The sequence below is a fragment of the Cryobacterium sp. TMT1-62 genome, from assembly GCF_004403145.1.
GTDB classification, from domain to species: Bacteria; Actinomycetota; Actinomycetes; order Actinomycetales; family Microbacteriaceae; genus Cryobacterium; species Cryobacterium sandaracinum.
This window is the reverse complement of the sequence record NZ_SOGZ01000020.1, coordinates 1-20250: the sequence shown is the minus strand read 5'-3', so window position 1 is coordinate 20250 and position 20250 is coordinate 1. Positions and strand designations below refer to the sequence as shown.

16 protein-coding genes are annotated in these 20250 nt (G+C 67.3%); 6 read left to right on the top strand and 10 right to left on the bottom strand.

The genetic code is table 11. From position 1 onward, the window contains the following. Position 1: 1 nt before the first annotated feature. The 4 genes from E3T34_RS04500 to E3T34_RS04485 form a co-directional block, all read right to left on the bottom strand. Positions 2 to 1942 (bottom strand): ABC transporter ATP-binding protein, encoded by a 1941-nt coding sequence (locus tag E3T34_RS04500; RefSeq protein ID WP_104100777.1) that lies wholly within the window; start codon positions 1940 to 1942, stop codon positions 2 to 4. A gap of 102 nt (positions 1943 to 2044) precedes the next feature. Then, positions 2045 to 3019 (bottom strand): carbohydrate ABC transporter permease, encoded by a 975-nt coding sequence (locus E3T34_RS04495; RefSeq protein WP_104100776.1) that lies wholly within the window; start codon positions 3017 to 3019, stop codon positions 2045 to 2047. Then, positions 3016 to 4149, bottom strand: a complete 1134-nt coding sequence (locus tag E3T34_RS04490) for a carbohydrate ABC transporter permease (RefSeq protein WP_134342291.1) — start codon at positions 4147 to 4149, stop codon at positions 3016 to 3018. The genes E3T34_RS04495 and E3T34_RS04490 overlap by 4 nt, the downstream gene beginning before the upstream one ends. A gap of 155 nt (positions 4150 to 4304) precedes the next feature. After that, complete coding sequence (locus E3T34_RS04485; protein WP_104100774.1) at positions 4305 to 5621, bottom strand: ABC transporter substrate-binding protein; 1317 nt, start codon at positions 5619 to 5621, stop codon at positions 4305 to 4307. 313 nt (positions 5622 to 5934) lie between these two features. Between E3T34_RS04485 and E3T34_RS04480 the strand changes: the two genes are divergently transcribed. Further along, on the top strand, positions 5935 to 6969 hold the full coding sequence (locus E3T34_RS04480; RefSeq protein ID WP_104100773.1) for a LacI family DNA-binding transcriptional regulator: 1035 nt from the start codon (positions 5935 to 5937) through the stop codon (positions 6967 to 6969). A 136-nt stretch (positions 6970 to 7105) separates the two neighbouring features. On the opposite strand, the gene rplL is transcribed toward E3T34_RS04480, so the two are convergent. From rplL to E3T34_RS04460, 4 genes are all read right to left on the bottom strand, one after another. Then, positions 7106 to 7489: a 50S ribosomal protein L7/L12 gene (rplL, locus tag E3T34_RS04475; protein ID WP_104100772.1), complete on the bottom strand. Its 384-nt coding sequence runs from the start codon at positions 7487 to 7489 to the stop codon at positions 7106 to 7108. 52 nt (positions 7490 to 7541) lie between these two features. After that, the gene (gene rplJ / locus E3T34_RS04470; RefSeq protein ID WP_104100771.1) at positions 7542 to 8057 is read right to left on the bottom strand and encodes a 50S ribosomal protein L10; all 516 of its coding nucleotides are present in this window, start codon (positions 8055 to 8057) and stop codon (positions 7542 to 7544) included. Between the two features lie 437 nt (positions 8058 to 8494). Continuing rightward, on the bottom strand, positions 8495 to 10003 hold the full coding sequence (locus E3T34_RS04465) for a cell wall metabolism sensor histidine kinase WalK (RefSeq protein WP_241977337.1): 1509 nt from the start codon (positions 10001 to 10003) through the stop codon (positions 8495 to 8497). Continuing rightward, positions 10000 to 10749, bottom strand: a complete 750-nt coding sequence (locus tag E3T34_RS04460) for a response regulator transcription factor (protein WP_104100770.1) — start codon at positions 10747 to 10749, stop codon at positions 10000 to 10002. The genes E3T34_RS04465 and E3T34_RS04460 overlap by 4 nt, the downstream gene beginning before the upstream one ends. Before the next feature lie 196 nt (positions 10750 to 10945). On the opposite strand from E3T34_RS04460, the gene E3T34_RS04455 reads away from it, so the two are divergent. The 3 genes from E3T34_RS04455 (at position 10946) to E3T34_RS04445 (ending at position 14509) form a co-directional block, all read left to right on the top strand. Continuing rightward, positions 10946 to 11602 (top strand): YqaJ viral recombinase family protein, encoded by a 657-nt coding sequence (locus E3T34_RS04455; protein WP_369827964.1) that lies wholly within the window; start codon positions 10946 to 10948, stop codon positions 11600 to 11602. Positions 11603 to 12020: 418 nt separating this feature from the next. Beyond that, positions 12021 to 13085: an NADP-dependent oxidoreductase gene (locus E3T34_RS04450; protein WP_241977336.1), complete on the top strand. Its 1065-nt coding sequence runs from the start codon at positions 12021 to 12023 to the stop codon at positions 13083 to 13085. After that, a complete protein-coding gene (locus E3T34_RS04445) occupies positions 13082 to 14509 on the top strand; it encodes a deoxyribodipyrimidine photo-lyase (RefSeq protein ID WP_134342290.1) in 1428 nt (475 codons plus the stop codon). Before E3T34_RS04450 ends, E3T34_RS04445 begins: the two co-directional genes overlap by 4 nt. On the opposite strand, the gene E3T34_RS04440 is transcribed toward E3T34_RS04445, so the two are convergent. Then, positions 14506 to 15069, bottom strand: a complete 564-nt coding sequence (locus tag E3T34_RS04440; RefSeq protein ID WP_134342289.1) for an N-acetyltransferase — start codon at positions 15067 to 15069, stop codon at positions 14506 to 14508. The genes E3T34_RS04445 and E3T34_RS04440 overlap by 4 nt on opposite strands. Before the next feature lie 109 nt (positions 15070 to 15178). Further along, positions 15179 to 16861 carry a malate synthase A gene (aceB, locus tag E3T34_RS04435; RefSeq protein WP_134342288.1) on the bottom strand — a complete coding sequence of 561 codons (1683 nt, stop codon included), beginning with the start codon at positions 16859 to 16861 and terminating at the stop codon, positions 15179 to 15181. Positions 16862 to 17047: 186 nt separating this feature from the next. Here aceB and E3T34_RS04430 point away from each other — a divergent pair, with 186 nt between their 5' ends. Both E3T34_RS04430 and E3T34_RS04425 read left to right on the top strand, forming a co-directional pair. Next, positions 17048 to 18538, top strand: coding sequence for a helix-turn-helix transcriptional regulator (locus tag E3T34_RS04430; RefSeq protein ID WP_104170391.1), 1491 nt, complete (start codon positions 17048 to 17050; stop codon positions 18536 to 18538). 83 nt (positions 18539 to 18621) lie between these two features. Then, positions 18622 to 20052 carry an FAD-binding oxidoreductase gene (locus E3T34_RS04425; protein ID WP_134342287.1) on the top strand — a complete coding sequence of 477 codons (1431 nt, stop codon included), beginning with the start codon at positions 18622 to 18624 and terminating at the stop codon, positions 20050 to 20052. The last annotated feature ends 198 nt before the right edge of the window (positions 20053 to 20250 follow it).

The window sequence follows — 20250 nt, the reverse complement described above, 5'->3', positions numbered from 1 at the left end:
TTCATCGAGGGTTCTTCGTCACGGATTCGAGCCGGGTCAACTCTATCGGCGTGAGCGGAGTGGGGGCCGTGGGCGTCGGCGACGTGACCTGCTCCGAGTACAGCCGCGCGTAGACGCCATCGTCTTTGAGCAGTTCGGCGTGGGTGCCCCTCTCTACGATCCGGCCGGCGTCGACGACGAAGATGACGTCGGCGGACACGATGGTCGACAGCCGGTGCGCGATGGCGATGGTCGTACGCCCGCGGGAAGCGGTGTCCAGGGCCGCCTGAACGACGCGCTCGGAGATGGCGTCCAGGGCGCTGGTGGCCTCGTCGAGGATCAGCACCTCGGGGTCCTTGAGCAGCACCCGCGCGATGGCGATGCGCTGCTTCTCGCCGCCGGAGAGCCGGTAGCCGCGCTCCCCCACCAGGGTGTCGTAGCCGGCGGGGAAGGATGCGATCGTGTCGTGGATACTCGCCGACCGGGCCGCGGCCTCGAGCTCGGCATCCGTCGCCTCCGGTTTCGCGTAGCGGAGGTTCTCGGCGATGGTCGCGTGGAAGAGGTAGGTCTCCTGGCTGACGATGCCGATGTGGGAGACGAGGGACTGCTGCTGGAGGCCCTGCACCTCGACGCCGGAGAAGAGTACCCGCCCGGCCGAGGCCTCGTAGAAGCGCGGGATGAGATAGGACACGGTGGTCTTGCCTGCCCCGGACGGGCCGACGAAGGCCGCGAACTGGCCCGGCTCGATCGTGAAGGAAACGTCGTCCAGGGTGGGGCGCGATTCCGCGCCGGCATCCGGGTAGGCGAAGGTGACCCCGTCGAAGGCGACCCGGCCGACGGCCTCGCCGCGGGCCGGCACGGGGGCGGCGTCGGGGGCGTCGCGGATCGCGGGCCGGAGGTCGAGGTACTGGAAGATGCGGGCGAACAGGGCGCTTGAGGTCTGCAGGTCGAGGGCAACGCGCATCAGGCCGAGCAGCGGGAACAGCAGCCGTGACTGCACGGTCGTGAAGGCCACGATCGTGCCCGCCGTGATGTCGGTCGTTCCACTGCCCATCAGCAGACCGGCCACGAGGTAGACGATCGCCGGGATGCTGGAGAGGAAGATGCTCACCGTGGCGAAGAACCACTGGCCGCTCATCTGCTGGCTGATCTGCAACTCGACCTGGTTGGCATTCTCGTCGGCATACCGATGGATCTCGGTCTTCTGGCGGGTGAAGCTTTTCGAGAGCAGGATGCCGGATACGCTCAGCGTCTCCTGCGTGATCGCCGTCATGTCCGAGAGCGACTCCTGCGTCCTGGACGCGATGCGGGCCCGCACCTGGCCGACTCGGCGCTGGGCAAAGACGAGCACGGGCATCAGGATGATGGCGACGATCGCCAGCTGCCAGCTCAGCAGGAGCATCGCGACGAGCGCCGCGATCACGGTCACGACGTTGCCGAGCAGACTGGAGATGGTGTTGGTGAGCACGCTCGCGACGCCGCCGACATCGTTCTGCAGCCTGGATTGGATGACGCCCGTCTTCGTTCGAGTGAAGAAGCTCAGCTCCATCGCCTGCAAGTGGGTGAACAGGCGCACCCGCAGGGCACCCATCACCGAGTTGCCGACCGTGGCGGTGAGCCAGGCCTGCCAGACGCCGAGCAACTGCGTCCCCAGGTAGATGGCGATCATCACCCCCACGAGCACGGCGAGACGCTGCACGTCCGGGCTGCCGCCGGGCGGGAAGAGCCCCTCGTCGAAGGCCCGCTGCACGAGCAGGGGCGGCACGACGGAGAGCGCCGCGCTGATGAATACGAGAACCACGGTGACCGTGAGCTTCGCGCGGTGCGGCGCGAACAGGCCGATGATCCGGCGAAGCAAATTCGGGATGCGCGGGGCCTCGGCGTTCTCGGCCCGCTGCGCCACGACATCCGCGCCACTGACCCGCCCCCGTCGACCGCCGCCGCCACCGTGCATTCCACTCATGACTTCACTCTAAACTCCCGCGCGGCACACAAATGTGCCCGTTCCGAACACCGGCGGCCCGGGTGGGCGCCAGCGGCGGAACGGGCACAGTCGCTGATGCGGCTAGCCCTTCGTCGAACCGGCCAGCAGGCCGCGCACGAAGTAGCGCTGCAGGGAGAAGAACACGATCAGCGGAACCAGGATCGAGATGAACGCGCCGGCCGTGAGCAGGTGCCAGTCCTGGCCTCGGGTACCGGTGATCTCGGCTAGCAGCTTGGTCATCGGCGCCACCGCACCGTCGGCGAAGATCAGCGCCACGAGCAGGTCGTTCCAGACCCAGAGGAACTGGAAGATGGCGAAGGATGCGATCGCCGGCATGGTCAGCGGCAGCACGATGCGGAAGAAGATCTGCCCGTGACCGGCGCCGTCGACCCGCGCCGCCTCGATGACGTCGGCGGGAATCTCCGACACGAAGTTGTGCAGCAGGTAGATGGCGAGCGGCAGGGCGAACATCGTGTGCGCGATCCACACCTGCGAGTAGCCGCCGGCGTCGCTGATCGAGGAGACCACCGGGAAGCCGAAGACCTCACCCCGCGAGAAGAACTGCAAGAGCGGCACGAGGGCCATCTGCAGCGGAACGATCTGCAGCGCGAAAACCGCGATGAACAGCACGTTCTTGCCGCGGAAGTCGATCCAGGCGAATGCGTAGGCCGCGAGGCTGGCGATGATCAGCGGCAGCAGTGTGGCCGGCAGGGTGATCGCGATCGAGTTGATGAACGCACCGGCCAGATTCAGCTGACTGTTGCCGGCCTGGAGCACATCGCTGTAGTTGTCGATGGTCAGACCCCAGTTCGAGAAGAGCGTCCACCAGCCGGTGGTGCGTACTTCCTGCGCCGGGCGGAAGGAGGAGACGAAGAGCCCGAAGGTCGGAACGGTCCAGAGCACGGCGATCACGAGCGCCGCGATCGTGGCGCCTCGGCTGGTCAACCGCTTCTTGGTGCGCTTGGCCGCCGCGAACTCCTGACGGCGCTCGCCTCGGCGAGTTTGGCTCTTGGTGTTCTTGTCGACGGGGAGCTCAACCGGAAGAATCGCGCTCATCGGATTTCCCTCTGCTTCTGAATCTGGCGGGCGTTGTAGACGACGATCGGGAGCACGAGCAGGAACAGGATCACGGCGAAGGCGGCGGACCGGCCCTGCTCGAAGTTCTTGAACTGCGTGTACATCTCGTTCGCGATGACGCTGGTGTCGTTGGCGCCTGCGGTCATGGTCCGGACGATGTCGAAGACCTTGAGGGAGGCGATGGAGATCGTCGTCAACACGACGACGAGGGCGCCGCGGATGCCGGGCACCGTGACGTTGGTGAACTTCTGCCAGGCGTTGGTGCCGTCGAGTTCGGCGGCCTCCATCTGCTCGGCAGGCACGCCCTTGATGGCGGCGGAGAGCACGACCATGGCGAATCCGGTCTGCACCCAGATCAGCACGACGATCAGGAAGACCGTGTTCCAGGGTGCGTTGGCGAGGAAGTCGACGGGCTGGCCGCCGAACCACACCACAACCTGGTTGAGCAGGCCGATCTGGTTCTGGTCGGCCGGCCGGGCCGTGTAGACGAAGCGCCAGATGATGGACGCCCCGACGAAAGAGATTGCCATGGGCATGAAGACCATGATCTTGAAGTACTTCTCGCCGCGGCTCTTGTCGATGAAGACCGCATAGGCCAGGCCGGCGATCGTAGACACGAGCGGAGTGATGAGCACCCAGACGATCGTGTTGAGCACCGTGCGGATGGCCTCCGGCTGGGTGAACACCCAGACGAAGTTGTCGAGGCCGATGAACTCGGTTCCGCGGGAGTTCATGAACGCCTGCACCGTGGTCTGGATGGTCGGGATGATGAGTCCGACGATGAGGAGCAGGATGGCCGGAGCGAGGAAGCCGAAGAGCTGGAAGAGGTAGCCGGCGCCGGAGCGTGAGCGGTAGTCGACGATGAAGAAGACTCCGCCGAGAACGGCGGCCGCGGCGATGGCCCACCAGTACGATCCCGCGGCGAGCAGGATGAGCAGCGGGGCGGCGACGCAGACGGCGAGACGGATCACGGTGTAGCCGGTGCCCTTGCGCGGGGCTATCTCGACGACGAACAGGATCGCGGCCACCAGGGCGACGAACGCGAGGATGATGATGGGGACTTGGACCAGGGGCGGCAAGTCAGCCAGCCAGGCAAGGAACGCCGACATATGAAACCTCTCGAGTACGACTGCGGGCTCACAGTTTGCTGGTGGGGCGGAAAACTACCGCCACGGTACACCAGCAGGGGAGTGCGGGTCGCCCCTTTTCAGGAGGACGACCCGCACGGTTGTGGTGCTGTTAGATGCGTTGGTTCCGAATTGAACTAGCTGGAGGGCCAGCCGGCTTCGATGCTGGTGAGAACCTCGTCGGTCGGGGCTCCGTTGATCCAGTTGACCATTCCCTTCCAGAAGGTGCCGGCGCCCACGGAGCCGGGCATCAGGTCGGAGGCGTCAAAGCGGAAGGTGGTCTCCGGGTCCTGAAGGATCTTGATGGCTTCCTGCAGGATGGGGCTCTTCGCGTTGGCCGGGTCAAGACCCGAGTTGGCGCTGATGACTCCACCGAGGCTCACCCGGCTGTTCGCCCAGTCGTCGCTGGAGAGGTACGTCTGAACGGCCTGGGTGTCGGCGTCATCCGCGAATGCGGCGACGATCTCGCCACCACCGGTCACGGCCTGGCTGCCGGCCTCTTCGGCCGGGGTGATGAAGGCCCAGACGTCACCGTCGGGACCGACCTCTCCGCCGGCATCCGTGATGAAGCCGTCGAAGAAGGATGCCTGGTGGTGCAGCGCGCAGGTTCCTGCGGCGAGCGGCGTGGCCACGTCACCGAACGGGGTGCTGTTGATCGAGCGGACATCACCGAACGTGGCGTTGACGTTGGCAGGGTTCAGCAGGATCTCTCCGACGGAGTCGAAGGCGGCCTTGATTGCGGGGTCCGTGAACGGGATCTCGTTGGCAACCCACTTGTCGTAGGTCTCCGCTCCGGCCTGACGCAGGACGAGGTCTTCGACCCAGTCCGTGCCCGGCCAGCCGGTGGCGTCGCCCGAGCCGAATCCGGCGCACCACGGGGCGCTGCCGGTCTTCTCCTGGATGGTCTTCGTCACGGCGAGGAGTTCGTCCCAGGTCTCGGGAACTTCGACACCCCACTCGGTGAACTTAGCCGGGGAGTACCAGATGAAGCCCTTGACGCTGGCCATCAGTGGCGCGCCGTAGAACGTGTCCCCGACGGTGCCGTAGGCCTTCCAGTCCTTGGACCAGAACTCGTCAACGTTGTCTTCGACGGCTTTCGGGGCAGGCTTGAGGAAGTCGCGGCTGGCAAGGTCAGCCATCAGTCCGGGCTGCGGGAAGATCGCGATGTCGGGAGCACTGCCACCCTGGGCGCGGATGGCGATCTGAGCCTCGAACTCCTTCGACGCCTCGTACTGGATGTCGATGTTGTTCTCTTCTTCCCAGGCAGCCCAGGACTTCTCGAGGAGCTTGGCCTCGGTGTCACCGATGGTGCCGTAGACGGAGACGACGCCGTCGCCTTCAGCTCCGGAGTCGGTGTTCGTGCTGCCGGGGCCACCGGAACAGCCGGCCAAGGTCAGACCGGCGATCGCCGCAATGGCAATGGGTGCTGTGATTCGGCGGTGGAATGACCGCATTTTTCCTCCTCGTTGAGTTTGATGAAGATGCGCCGGGGATATCCCCGGACAAACACCCAGGTGCTGCAGGAACAGCTTCTGTGCCGAAAACGATCAGATAAGGAACCGGTTCCACACCACAAGGTACGGTACGCCGGGCCGAATCGCAAGACCAGATTTGTCACGGAATGGCAAAGATCGCACTCCCGCCACGACACCTTCGAAAGTTCGTCCCGCGGGACGTGTCGCATTCCGGCGGATATAATGGAACCGGTTCCAGCGGGCCTGCCAGAGCTGTACAGTGTTGGAAACGGGTCCAAGGGCGGAGGCTGGAATGAGCGCAATTGCGGATGTCGCACGCCTCGCCGGCGTCGCGAAGGCCACAGCCTCCCGTGCCCTGAGCGGTCGTGGCTATGTGTCGGAGCAGACCCGGATCAAGGTCATCGCTGCAGCCAGGGAGATCGGTTACGTCGCTTCACCCAACGCGGCCAGCCTCGTCACCGGCCGAACCAAGAGCATCGGCGTGATCATCCCGTTCATCAGCCGCTGGTTTTTCTCCGAGGTTCTGGAGAGCATGGAACAGGCGCTGCTGGACAAGGGGTACGACATGACCCTCTACAACCTGCCGGCACCCTCACCCGAACGGGAGAGGGTCTTCGAGTACTTCCTCGCGCGCAAACGCTTCGACGGAGTGATCTCGGTCGGTGTGGCGCTCAGCGATGAGGAGGTCACCCTGCTGCACCGTCTGGGCCGCCCGCTGGTCGGAATCGGCGGACCCATCCGCGGCGTGGACACGATCGCCATCGACGACGTTGCCGCGGCCCGGCTCGCCACCGAGCACCTGCTCAGCCTGGGGCACACGGACATCGTGCACATCGGCGGCAGCAAAGAAGACGAGATGGACTTCCAGGTGCACAGCAACCGGCTCACCGGTTTCTACGCCGCCATGAGCGCCGCCGGCCTGCCCACCGAACGCTCGGGCCTGTTCTACGCCTGCGAGTTCACGATGCCGGGCGGCTACGAGGTGGGCCTCGCCGTGTTCGGCGACCCGCGCACCCGCCCCACCGCGGTCTTCGCCGCGAGCGACGAGATCGCGATCGGTTTGATCGTCGCCGCCAGGGAACTGGGCATCCAGGTGCCGGCCGACCTGTCCGTGATCGGGATCGACGGACATCCGTATGCCGATATGTTCCGTCTGACCACCCTCGAGCAGCACCCGCGCACACAGGGCCGGCTCGCGGTGCAGGCCCTCCTGACGGAATTGGAGAACCCCACTCAGCACGGCGACGAGGATCACCTGACCCGGCTGCCCACGAACCTGGTCATCCGCTCGAGCACCAGCGGCCCACGGCTCACCCACGGGGGCTGACACCGTGCGTCGGGCCTGACGGAACGGGCATAACGACGGAAGGCGCCGCATCCGATGGATGCGACGCCTTCTCTGTGTGGACGGCTTGCGCCGTCACGCCTCTACGAGAAGCAGAGAACCCCTCGCGGGGCCCCGACTACTTGAGGACGGCGGTGGCGCCGGCAGCTTCGAGAGCAGCCTTGCCCTTTTCAGCGGCTTCCTTGGAAACGCCTTCGAGGACGGCCTTCGGCGCGCCATCGACGACGGCCTTGGCCTCGCCGAGGCCCAGGCTGGTGAGCTCGCGCACAACCTTGATGACCTGGATCTTCTTGTCGCCGACAGCCTCGAGGATGACGTCGAAAGCGGACTGCTCTTCGACCTCTTCAACGGGGGCGGCGGGACCGGCAGCGCCGGCAGCGGCGACCGGTGCAGCGGCGGTGACCTCGAAGGTCTCCTCGAACGCCTTGACGAACTCGGAGAGTTCGATGAGGGTGAGGCCCTTGAACTGTTCGAGCAATTCCTCGGTGGAAAGCTTTGCCATGATTTTTCTCCCTATAGTTTCTTAGTTACTCACCGCGATGCCAGGCAGATGCCTAGTTCGCGGACTCCTGCTTCTCACGCAGCGCGTCGATGGTGCGAACAGCCTTCGACAGCGGTGCGTTGAACAGATATGCGGCTCCGAACAGCGAGGCCTTGAATGCGCCGGCCAGCTTGGCCAGCAGCACTTCGCGGGACTCGAGGTCGGCGAGCTTGCCTACCTCTGCGGCGGTGAGCGGGTTACCGTCGAAGTAACCACCCTTCACTACCAGGAGAGGGTTTGCCTTGGTGAAGGCACGCAGGGTCTTCGCAACGGCGACAGGGTCTCCGTGAACGAATGCGATTGCGGACGGACCGACAAGCTCGTCGTCAAACGACGTGATGCCGGCGTTGTTCGCCGCAATCTTGGTCAGCGTGTTCTTCACCACGGCGTACGTGGCGTCCGCACTGATGGAAACGCGCAGCGACTTGAGCTGCGCAACAGTGAGACCGCGGTACTCGGTGAGCAGAACGGCGGTCGAGCTCTGGAATTTCTCCGTAAGCTCGGCGACCGTTGCTTCCTTGTTCGCCATGGCGCTCCTCTTGGTTTCATGTGCCGGTAGCCCGGGGAGCAGACATGAAAAAAGCTCCGGCGCAGGCGCCGGAGCTGGGAACGCATTCCGGAAGAATGCAGTCTGACTTCGAATCCTGCGCGGGCCGTTCACGTGAATGAACCTTCGATTGCCAGTGCATTTCTACACGGCAATAACCGGCGGTCTTTGGCTTTCGCCCACGATACGGGATGGTGGAGGCCGGTGCAAATCGGCATCCGTTCACTGCATCCCCGAACCCGCCTCCCGCTGCCTGCTGCCCGCTGCCCGCCTGCGACTCCTGAACCCGACCCTGAACCAATTCGACGGAGATTTTGCCCGAAATGGCCGGTTTCGGGTTCAAAACCTTGTTCTGGAGCAAAATCTCCGTCGAATTCGCATGGCGAACCGGGCAGACCACGCACCGGCACGGGACGGGATCAGGCGAGCGCGACGGGGAGGGAGACGAGGAAGCACGTGAAACCGGGGCGGCTCTCGACCTCGATCTCGCCCTGGTGCGCGGCCACGACCGCGTGGGCGATGGCCAGGCCGAGGCCCGTGCTGCCCGTTCCCCGGTAGCGCGTGCTGTCGCCGCGGGTGAAACGCTCGAACAGTGTGGCCCGGAGGTTCTCGGGAATGCCGGGGCCGTCATCCGTCACTGTCAGGATAACGCGGTCGTTCTGGCGCGCGAGGGCCACGTCGACCGTGGTCTCGGGGGGCGTGTGGATACGCGCGTTGGCGAGCAGGTTGGCGAACACCTGGTGCAGCCGCGCGGCATCACCGACGATTTCCACCGGCTCGTCGGGCAGCTCCAGGCCCAGCACCCGTCCCGGGCCGGCGGCGTGGGCGTCGCTGACGACGTCCACGATCAGGCTGGTCAGGTCGACCAGGCTGCTGACCAGCTCCCGGCCTTCGTCGAGACGGGCGAGGAGCAGCAGGTCTTCGACCAGGCCGGTCATCCGCACCGATTCCGACTCGATCCGCCCCAGGGAATGCAGCGCGTCCGGCGGCAGTTCCTGGTCGGAGCGGCGGGTGAGTTCGGCGTAGCCGCGGATCGACGCCAGCGGCGTGCGCAGCTCGTGGCTGGCGTCGGCGACGAACTGGCGCACCTTGCGCTCACTGGCCTGACGTGTTTCGAGCGCCACGTCCACGTGGTCGAGCATGCGGTTCAGCGCCGATCCCACCCGGCCGACCTCGGTGCGGGGGTCGGTGTCGGCGGCCGGTACCCGGTCGACGAGCGAGACCTCCCCACGGTCCAGGGGGAGCTCGGACACCCGCGCCGCCGTCTCGGTCACGCGCACCAACGGGCGCAGGGCGAGCCGCACGATCCAGGTGGCCAGAATCGCGACGATGAGGATGCCGACCAGGGAGACCACCGCAATGATGATGCCCAACTGGGTGACCGTGTTCTGCACCCCGGAGAGCGGCAGGCCCACCAGGTAAAGGGTGCCGTTGCGGGTCGTGTCGGCCCTGACCCGGTAGCTGCCGGCGTCTTCGCCGAGATGCACCGTCACCGCGGTCGATTCCCGCATCTGTTCGGCCAGCAACTGCACCTGCTCACCGGTCAGCTTGGCGATCTCGCCGCTCTCCTCCTCCGTGTAGCCGGCCGTGACGGTCGAGCCGTCGTAGACCAGGGCCAGCGTTCCAGGCTGCTGGGCCGGACCGGACAGAATCATCTGCGCCGTCGGTGTGAAGAGTGCCCCGTTGCCGCCCTCGTCGTCCGCATCCCGGCGCACGTCGATCACGGCGCCTGACCGGTCCGACGCGCTTTGCAGCTGCTGGTCGAGGCCGTCGATCAGGGAGGCACGGAGAATGGCGACGCTGACCATCCCGATACCAATACTGACCAGGGCGAGGAGGCCGACGACGGCGAGCACCAGCCGCCGGCGCAGGGTCCACGGCGCGCGTCGCCGGCGAGCGCCCGGCTCGCGGGGAGAATTCGGGGTCACGAAGCGGTCTTCAACATATAGCCGGCGCCGCGCACCGTGTGGATCATCGGCACGCGGCCGGCGTCGACCTTCTTGCGCAGATAGGAGATGTAGATCTCGACGACGGAGGACTTGCCGCCGAAGTCATAGCTCCACACCCGGTCGAGGATCTGGGCCTTGCTGAGCACCCGCCGGGGGTTGCGCATCAGGAAGCGCAACAGTTCGAATTCGGTGGCGGTCAGCTCGATCGCGTCTCCCCCGCGGAACACCTCGTAGCTGTCCTCGTCGAGGGTGAGGTCGCCGACCGAAATGCGGGGATCCAGGGAGTCGGCCACGGTGAGGGTGGACCGGCGGATGAGCCCGCGGAGCCGGGCGACGACCTCTTCAAGGCTGAACGGTTTGGTGACGTAGTCGTCGCCGCCGGCCGTCAGCCCCTTGAGCCGGTCGTCGAGGGAGTCCTTGGCCGTGAGGAAGAGCACGGGCGTCTCGTGGCCGTCCGACCGCACGCGTTGCAACACCTGCAGGCCGTCGAGGTCGGGCAGCATGATGTCGAGCACGATCGCATCCGGCCGGAATTCGCGGGCGATCGTGAGCGCCTGACGCCCCTCGCCGGCCGTGCGCACCTCCCAGCCCTCATAGCGCAGCGCCATCTGGAGCAGATCGGTCAGCGTGGGTTCGTCGTCGACCACGAGCACCCGGATGGCGCTGCCGTCCGCCCTGGTCAGGCGCGGTGCGCGGACCACTCGCTCGTTCTCGCTAGTGCTCATGATTACCAGTATCCGAGTGTTGGCTATGAATCGGCTATGCGCAGTCTTGGTCTCTGCTGTGACGCGAAACCGTCATCCGTCCGCTGTCGCCCCGCAGCCATAGCGCGACGGCTGATGCCGCCCGGCGTGGGCAGGCCCGGCGAACAGGCACAATGGAACAGTGACGAACCAGCTGCTCTCCCTGTTCGATGAGGAGGTGCATCCGTCGCCCGTCGATGCCCGGCCGGTGGCGCCCCTGGTCGCCGCGGCGCACCTCCGGCGCATCGTTGCCGATTCCACCGACCGGGTGACCTGGCTGCGGGCCCGCGCCCAGGGGATCACGGCCACGGATGTCGCCAAGCTCGCCACCCCGAAATCGCTGCAGACCGCCGTCTACGACAAGCTCAACGGCAGCAGCTTCAACGGCAACAGCTTCACGGACCACGGGCGCGCCCGGGAGCCCGAGATCGCGGCCTGGGTGCTCGGCCGCTACGGCATCGAGCCCAGCACGGCCCTGTTCCACGCGGCCCACCACCGGCGGCACCTGGCCACCCCCGACGGCGTCGGCACCGGTTCAGGCCAGGGTGCCGGCGGCCTTGAACTGGCCGAGATCAAGACGACGAGCAAGGCCTGGCGCAGCATCCCGCGCTCGTACTTGCGTCAGGTGTGGTGGCAGCAGTACGTGCTCGGCGCCGAACGCACCCTGCTCGTCTGGGAACAGCACCAGGACTTCGTCCCCGTGAATGCCGAGCCCGAGTGCCGGTGGATCGACCGTGACGAAGACCAGATCGCGATCCTGGTGGGGTACGCCAACAACCTGATCGCCCTGCTCAACCAGCAGACCACCTCGGGTCCACCGCCCGCGCAGGCCTGACCGGTCGTCCACCGGTCGTCCACCGGTTTCGCAGCGCGCGGATGCCCGCGGGAAAGCCGCTTGCCGGGTGTCGCAGGCGGCTTTCCCCTCGGCGTCACGCCACTACTGATCGAGCAAGTTCGCGCCGCTTCGGGTGCGGTACGACTTTTTCAGATGAGCCGGGCGGAGTGCTGAGTACTGGCTCGGTGGGGGGATGATCCGAACCCAAGAGAGACCGGATGCGGGAAACCAGGGACTCTTCCACACACCGGGGTCGGTCCCCCTTTATGTGGACAGACTATGCGCCTGGCCCCCCTTCCAGCCAGACCTCGCCGCCACCAGATTCGGCCTCTTGCACCCCCAATTCGAGGGACACCGGGATGTGCCGGTTTGTCCCGGTTGTGCCCCGGCGGCGCGCAACCCACGAGAGAATGGGCAGATGGGAAACGCCACGAATCACTCACCGACCATGCGCGCCCTCGTGATCGACCGCCCCGGCCCGGCCGACGAGCTGCACCTGGCCGAGGTGGACGCCCCGATCGCGATTTTTGATGAACTCCTCGTGCGGGTCGTCGCCGCCGGAGTCAACCCGATCGATGCCAAAACCAGGGCCGGCGGCGGCGTCACGAAGGCCATCCGCGGCTACCCGACCGTGCTCGGACTCGATTTCAGCGGCGTCGTGGTCAGCGCGCCCTACGAGGCGTTCCCGCTGCAGCCCGGCGACGCGGTCTTCGGCATCGCCCGCGTGCCCCGCACCCCCGGCAGCTACGCCGAGCTGGTGACCGTCTCCAGCCTGAACGTCACCCGCAAGCCCGTGCGACTCAGCCACGTCGAGGCGGCCGCTGTACCGGTAGCGGCGCTCACCGCGTGGGGCATGGTCGTGGACCTGGCCGCGGCGGCTCCCGGGCAACGGATGCTCATTCACGCCGGCAGCGGCGGGGTCGGCCATTTCGCCGTGCAGTTTGCCAAGGCCTTCGGCGCCCACGTGACCGCGACCGGGTCGACCCGCAACCTTGATTTCCTGCGAGAGCTCGGCGCCGACGTCGTCATCGACCAAACCCAGACCCGGTTCGACGAGGTGCTCTCCGGGCTGGACGCGGTGATCGACCTGGTCGGCAATGTTCACGACAACACCGGCACTCGGTCGCTCGGCGTGCTGCGCCCCGGCGGAATCCTGGTGAACGCGCCGACCGGAAGCTGGCCGACCATGGCGGAGGAGGCCGCGGCCGCGGGCATCCGTGCCACCGGATTCAAGGTGGCGCCCTCCGGGCACACCCTCGACGTCATCACCGAACTCATCGACGACGGCGCCGTGCGGGTGCACGTGGACCGGGTGTTCCCCCTCGCAGAAGGCGCGGCGGCGCACCGCCTGATCGAGGAGGGACACACACGCGGCAAGATCGTGCTGCGGGTGACGGATGACCCGACCGGCTCCTCTGCGGACTCTGCCACTGCCTCTGCCTCGACCGCTGCCGGCTCCGACTCTGCCGGGCCTCGCTCGTGAGCGGCGACGGCCCGTCCCTCGTCTGGTTCCGCGACGACCTGCGCCTCGCGGACAACCCGGCCCTGCAGGCCGCGCTCGAACGCGGCAAGCCGATCGTGGCCGTGTACGTGCTGGACGAGGAGTCCCCTGCGGTCCGGCCGCTCGGTGGCGCGGCCCGGTGGTGGCTTCACGGGAGCGTGACAGCGCTGGCCGACTCGCTGGAACGCCTGGGCGGCCGGTTGACGCTGCGCCGGGGGCCGGCCGAGGACATGATCATGGCGCTCGCGGCATCCGTCGGCGCCGACGCCGTATTCTGGAACCGTCGCTACGGCGCCGCCGAGCGCGAGGTGGACACCCGGATCAAGTCGGGCCTCACCGCGGCCGGAACGGAGGCCCGCAGCTTTGCCGGCGCTCTCCTGTTCGAGCCGTGGACGATCCAGACCGGCCAGGGGGGCACCTACTCGGTGTTCACCCCCTTCTGGCGGGCGTGCACGGCCGGCCCGCCGCCGCGCGCACCCTACCCCGCACCCGAGTCGATCCCCGGCTTCCCCGGAGAGATCCCCTCCGACGCGCTCGCCGGCTGGGGCCTCCTGCCGACCCGGCCCGACTGGGCGGCCGGGCTGCGGGGCGCCTGGCAGCCCGGCGAGGACTCCGCTCACCGCCTGCTCGAGACCTTCCTGAGCGAGTCCCTCACTCGGTACGGCGACGAGCGCGACGAGCCGGCCCAGGCGGTCACCTCGCGTCTGTCGCCGCACCTGCGCTGGGGCGAGATCAGTCCATTCCAGATCTGGCATGCAACCGAGCGGGCCAGGATCGGCCTCACCGGGCCCGCCCAGGCCAGTGCGACCCGATTCCTTACCGAGATCGGCTGGCGGGAGTTCAGCTACCACGTGCTGTTCACCAACCCCACCCTCGCCACCGTCAACCTGCGGCCCGAATTCGACGCTTTCCCCTGGCCGAAACTTGACCAGCGCGTGCTCGAAGCCTGGCAGCGCGGCCGCACCGGGATCTCGCTCGTCGACGCCGGCATGCGAGAACTCTGGCGCACCGGCAGCATGCACAATCGAGTGCGCATGGTGACGGCATCGTTCCTGATCAAGAACCTGCTGATCGACTGGCGGCTCGGAGAGCAGTGGTTCTGGGACACCCTCGTCGACGCCGACGCCGCGAGCAACCCGTTCGGCTGGCAGTGGGTGGCCGGGTCCGGCGCCGACGCCGCCCCCTTCTTTCGGGTCTTCAACCCGGAGCTGCAGGCGAAGAAGTTCGATCCAAACGCGGAGTATATCCGTCAGAACGTGCCGGAATACGGCACGGATGCCTACCCGGCCCCGATCGTCGACCTCGGCGAGACGAGACGGGCGGCCCTCGCCGCCTACGAACAGATCAAGGGGATGAAGGAGCAGTCGATCGCGGCCCGCGCGGCCGGGGCGGAGGGCACCGGTTAGAGCGCCCGCTCCAGCACGAAGTCGTCCTCGTACCGTTCGCCCACCAGGAAGCGCTTCTCGCCGACCGTGACGAACCCGTTCTTCTCGTAGAAGCGAATGGCCCGCGCGTTCTCCTGGTTCACGCCCAGCCAGCTGCCGGCCGCGCCCCGCGCCCGGGCGGCGTCCAGGGTCGCGTTCATCAGGGCCGCCGCCACCCCGCGGCCGTGCGTCTCGGCGCGCAGGTAGCACTTGCTCAGTTCCGCCGTGGGTCGGATCGTGGCCGCCGCCCGCGCATCGTCATCGGCCGGCTCGGCGAATACGAGCATCGTGTAGCCGAGCATGACCCCGGCCGCCCCGGCCGCCCCGGCCTCCCCGGCCTCCCCGGCCACTTCGGCCACGAGAATCAGCCGGTCCGGGTCGGCCAGGTAGGCGTCGAAGTTGCCCTCCGCGAGCACGTCACGCAGGAACGCGGCGATGGCCTCGGCCGAGGTGTGTGGCGGGCAGGCGAGCACGAAGGTGGCGACGGCCAGCTCGGCCAGCGCCGCGGCATCCGTCGCCGTCGCCGTGCGAATCTCGATCACCGATCCAGCTTATCGACGCCCCCACCAGCCCACCACTGCATGCGAGAGCGCGCACGATGCCCCCTCAGTAGTGCTGAACGGGCTGAGTGCGCGCTTACGCGGCCAGGAGCTACAGGTAACGGGCGTACGCTCCCACGGTGAGGAACGTCGGGAACTCGGGCTCGAGCGCGCATGCCCGGAACACCTCGAGCGCGTCGTCGAACCGGTCTCCGGGCGTGCGCTCGAGTGCCTCGTAAACGTCGACGAGCTGTTCCTCGACCCAGGTTCCGTCGATCCGGATGCCCTCGGCGGTGATCGAGCCCAGGTGGATCCACTGCCAGATCTGTGAGCGGGAGATTTCCGCGGTCGCGGCGTCCTCCATCAGGTTGTCGATGGCCGCCGCGCCGACGCCGCGCAGCCAGGACTCGATGTAGCGCAACCCGATCGTGAGGTTGTCGTGAACGCCGGCCTCGGTGATCTGCCCGCCGACGGACTCCACGTCGAGCAGCTGGGCGGCCGTGACGCTCACCTCGGCGCGGGTGCGGTGCAGCTGGTTCGGCTGGTCGCCGAGCACGCGGTCGAACTCGGCCTGGGCCGTCGGGATGAGGTCCGGGTGCGCCACCCAGGTGCCGTCGAAGCCGTCGGTGGCCTCGCGCTTCTTATCGGCGGCCACCGCCTCGAGGGCACGCCGGGTCACCTCCGGGTCGCGCCGGTTCGGGATGAACGCGCTCATTCCGCCGACGGCATACGCACCGCGCCGGTGGCAGGTCGACACCAGCAGCTCGGTGTAGGCACGCATGAAGGGCACGGTCATCGTGATCTGCTTGCGGTCGGGGAAGACGAACCGGCTCCCGCGGGTGCGGAACGTCTTGATGATGCTGAAGATGTAGTCCCAACGTCCGGCGTTCAGGCCTGCGCAATGGTCACGCAGCTCGTAGAGGATCTCCTCCATCTCGAAGGCGGCCTGGATCGTCTCGATCAACACGGTGGCCCGGATGGTGCCGTACTCGATGCCGAGGCGGTCCTCCGAGTGACTGAAGATATCGTCCCAGAGACGGGCCTCGACATGGCTCTCGAGCTTCGGCAGGTAGAAGTACGGCCCGCTGCCGCCCTCGATCAGGTGCTGCGCGTTGTGGAAGAAGTACAGCCCGAAGTCGACGAGGCTGCCGGACGCGTTCGTCCGGCGGTTCGCGCGATCGACGAACGTCAGGTTCTTCTCCACCAGCTGCCAGCCGCGCGGGCGCATCACGATGGTGGGCGTGGCGCCGGTGGCGTCGCCGGTGACGGCGTATTGCTTGCCCTCCGGGCTGGTGAAGCTCAGCTGACCGCGCACCTGGTCGAACAGGGTCAGCTGGCCCTCGACGACGTTCGCCCAGGTGGGGCTGGTGGCGTCTTCCTGGTCGGCCAGCCAGACCTTCGCGCCCGAGTTCAGCGCGTTGATGGCCATCTTGCGGTCGGTCGGCCCGGTGATCTCCACCCGGCGGTCGACCAGCCCGGGACCCGCACCGGCAGCCGTCCAGGTGAGGTCACGACGGATGTGCGCGGTCTCGGTGAGGAATCCCGGGTCGCGCCCATTGGAGGCATCCACGCGCTTGCGCAGTCGAGTCGCCAGCAAGTCCTGCCGCGGACCGGCGAACCGGTCGTGCAGCTCGGCCAGGAATACCAGCGCCTCCGGCGTGAGGATCTCCTCATAGCGCGGACCGAGATCGCCGGTGATCTCGAGGTGCGGTTCGATGGTGGCAAAACTGCCGGTGTTCGTGGTCAGACTGGCGGCCTGGACCTGGTCGGATGTCGCCAGGGGCGGGGTGTTCATGGGCTGAGCTCCTTCGGAAGTTGAACGGGGAGGGCTGCGTGACTGGCGCCGCCTGGGGAAAGCGCCATTGCTTGCCTGACTCCCACTGTGGACTAGGAGACCCGGTCACGCCGTCGCCGGCATAACAGAAGAACAGCATTTCTTCTGGCTACGAGAAGTTATCCCCGGAGTATGTGAGCATGGGGCATGGTCACCGTCGATCCCGCCTTCCGCTCCTCCCTGTCCGCGGCTCCTCCCGAGGAGGCAGGGCTCGATGCGCTCACCCTGGGGCGGCGCATCCGTGAACTGCGCACGAACCGGCGCATGACTCTGGACGCCCTTGCGGCCGCCATCGACCGGGCACCCTCTCAGGTGTCGATGATCGAGAACGGCAAGCGCGAGCCGCGCCTGTCGATGCTGCGCACCATCGCGACCGCGCTCGGCACCACGGTCGACGACCTATTGAAAACGGATGCCCCGTCCGAGCGGGCGGCGCTGGAAATCGCCGTCGAGCGCGCTCAGCGGGGCCCGGTGTTTACCGCCCTCGGACTGCCGCATATCCGTGTTGGCCGGGGAACGAGCGACGAAACATTGCAGACACTGCTCAGCCTGCACAACGAGATCCTGCGCCTGCACCGGGAGCGGGCGGCGACCCCGGAGGAGGCCCGGCGAGCGAACGTGGAGCTGCGAGCCACCATGCGGGCCCGGGACAATTACTTTCCCGAGCTCGAGGCACAGGCGCAGCGCCTGCTCGCCGCGGTCGGCCACACCGGCGGGCCGGTTTCCCACCAGGTGGTGGCCGACATGGCGACCCATCTCGGCTACTCGCTGCACTACGTGGGCGACCTTCCGAACTCGACCCGCTCGGTGACGGACAAGCGCAACCGGCGCATCTACCTGCCCACCGAGCAGTCGGCGTCCCGCGACTCCCGCTCCCCCATTCTGCAAGCGTTCGCCACCCTGCTCTGCGAACACGAGGAGCCCGGAAACTATGCGGAATTTCTGTCTCAGCGGGTAGAGACCAACTATCTGACCGCGGCCATCCTGCTGCCCGAAAAAGACACCGTGAAACTCCTCACCGAGGCGAAGAACCTTCGACGTATCTCGATGGAGGATCTGCGGGACGCCTTCGCGGTGTCCTATGAGACGGCGGCGCACCGGTTCACGAACCTCGCCACCGCGCGGCTCGACATCCCGGTGCACTTCATGAAGGTGCACGAGTCCGGCACCATGATCAAGGCGTACGAAAACGATTCGGTGCGCTTCCCGAGCGACGCGCTCGGCGCGGTCGAGGGCTCGACGGTCTGCCGCAACTGGACCGCGCGCACCGTCTTCCACGTCGCCGACCGGTTCAGCCCCTGGTACCAGTACACCGACACCCCGAGCGGTACCTTCTGGTGCACCTCGCGCATCGAGAAGGCCAAAGAGGGCGACTACTCCGTCAGTGTGGGCGTGCCGTTCACGCACGTGAAGTGGTTCCGTGGCCGCGAAACCAACAACCGGGCCGTGTCCACCTGTCCCGACGAGTCGTGCTGCCGCCGCGCGCCCGAGGAGCTCTCGGAGCGCTGGTCCGGGCAGTCCTGGCCGGCCGCGCGCACGCCCACCAGCCTGCTCGCGGCCCTGCCCACGGGCACCTTTCCCGGCGTCGACCAGACCGAGGTGTTCCAGTTTCTGGAGTCGCACGCGCCGGTGAGATGAGAGCGGGGCGGGCACATGGCCGACGGGGACCGCGCCTGAGATGATGAACGAGTAGCAGAGCCGCGCCGAACAAAGGACGATCCGTGGGCACGACCATTTTCGAGCGGGCCAGGCCCGCCGCATCCGTCATCGCGGGCGCCCTCGCCGACACCCGCTCCGCGCCGTTCTGGCTGGACGACGTGTCTCCGCAGACCGGCTACCCGACCCTCACGGCCGACCTCGACTGTGATCTCGCCATCGTCGGCGGCGGCTACCTCGGACTCTGGACCGCCGTGCTCGCTCAGCAGGAGAACCCGGGCGCTCGCGTGGTGCTGCTCGAAGCGCGCACGATCGGCTGGGCTGCGTCGGGCCGCAACGGCGGTTTCTGCGAGGCCAGCCTGACCCACGGCGAGGAGAACGGCCGACGCCGCTGGCCGACGGAGATCGACCGGCTCACCGAACTCGGCCTCAAGAACCTCGACGAGATCGAGCGGGCCGTCACCGAGCTCGGGCTGAAGTGCGACTTCGAGCGCACCGGCGCCATCGACCTGGCCGTCGAGGAGCACCAGGTCGACTGGCTGCGCGAGGAACCGACCGGAACCGACAGCGTGTTCCTGGATGCCGCGGCCCTGCGCGCCGAGGTCGGCTCCCCCACGTACCTGGCCGGCATCTGGCACAAGCGAAGCAACGCGCTCGTGCACCCGGGTAAGCTGGCTACCGAGCTCGCCCGGGTCGCCACCGAACTTGGGGTTGAGATCTTCGAACACACCCCGGTGAAGAACCTGGACACGCAGGGACTCACTCCGGCGCAGGGCACCCGGCTCCGCACCGAGTCGGGTGTGGTGCGGGCGACGAAGACCGCGCTGGCGACCAACGTGTTCCCTTCGCTGCTGGCCCGCAACCGCCTGTCCACGGTGCCGGTCTACGATTACGTGCTGATGACCGAGCCGCTGTCGCCCGATCAGCTCACCGCCATCGGCTGGCAGAAGCGGCAGGGGCTGAGCGATCTGGCCAACCAGTTCCACTACTACCGGTTGAGCGCAGACAACCGCATACTCTTCGGCGGCTACGACGCGATCTACCACTACGGAGCCCGAGTGCGGAGCGGCTATGAGAACCGGCCGGAAAGCTTCCAACAATTGGCCGGCCACTTCTTCACCACATTTCCGCAGCTGGCCGGGCTGCGCTTCAGCCACCAGTGGGCCGGCGCCATCGACACGTCGACCCAGTTCTGCGCGTTCTATGGCACGGCCCGCGGCGGACGGATCAGCTACGCCGCCGGGTTCACCGGTCTGGGCGTGGCCGCGACGCACTTCGCGGCGAAGGTCATGCTCGACCAACTGGCGGAGCGCAGGACCGAGCGCACGCAGCTGGAGATGGTGCGCGGGCGGCCACTCCCGTTCCCACCGGAGCCCCTCGCTTCGATGGGCATCCAGACCACGCGCTGGTCACTCGACCGCGCCGACCACAACCGAGGCCGCCGCAACATCATCCTGAAGACGCTCGACGCCCTGGGCCTCGGCTTCGACTCGTAGGGCTCGATAGCGCTCGGGGCGCTCGGCGCGCTCGATAGCGCTCGGAGCGCTCGGAACCCTGGCAGCGTCCGCGACCCGAACGAATTCGACGGAGATTTGGGCTCTCCTGCTGCTTCCGTGGGTTAATCCCGGCCGGGGAGTGCGGGTTTGTGGCCGCCGAGGCTGAGCATGGCCAGGGCGATGAGGGCGTCGGGTGAT

Bases quoted from the DNA above. Each gene is read 5' to 3' on its own strand.
- E3T34_RS04500 (WP_104100777.1), bottom strand. From the start codon at position 1,942: ATGAGTGGAATGCACGGTGGCGGCGGCGGTCGACGGGGGCGGGTCAGT.
- E3T34_RS04495 (WP_104100776.1), bottom strand. From the start codon at position 3,019: ATGAGCGCGATTCTTCCGGTTGAGCTCCCCGTCGACAAGAACACCAAG.
- E3T34_RS04490 (WP_134342291.1), bottom strand. From the start codon at position 4,149: ATGTCGGCGTTCCTTGCCTGGCTGGCTGACTTGCCGCCCCTGGTCCAA.
- E3T34_RS04485 (WP_104100774.1), bottom strand. From the start codon at position 5,621: ATGCGGTCATTCCACCGCCGAATCACAGCACCCATTGCCATTGCGGCG.
- E3T34_RS04480 (WP_104100773.1), top strand. From the start codon at position 5,935: ATGAGCGCAATTGCGGATGTCGCACGCCTCGCCGGCGTCGCGAAGGCC.
- rplL (WP_104100772.1), bottom strand. From the start codon at position 7,489: ATGGCAAAGCTTTCCACCGAGGAATTGCTCGAACAGTTCAAGGGCCTC.
- rplJ (WP_104100771.1), bottom strand. From the start codon at position 8,057: ATGGCGAACAAGGAAGCAACGGTCGCCGAGCTTACGGAGAAATTCCAG.
- E3T34_RS04460 (WP_104100770.1), bottom strand. From the start codon at position 10,749: ATGAGCACTAGCGAGAACGAGCGAGTGGTCCGCGCACCGCGCCTGACC.
- E3T34_RS04450 (WP_241977336.1), top strand. From the start codon at position 12,021: ATGGGAAACGCCACGAATCACTCACCGACCATGCGCGCCCTCGTGATC.
- aceB (WP_134342288.1), bottom strand. From the start codon at position 16,861: ATGAACACCCCGCCCCTGGCGACATCCGACCAGGTCCAGGCCGCCAGT.
- E3T34_RS04430 (WP_104170391.1), top strand. From the start codon at position 17,048: ATGGTCACCGTCGATCCCGCCTTCCGCTCCTCCCTGTCCGCGGCTCCT.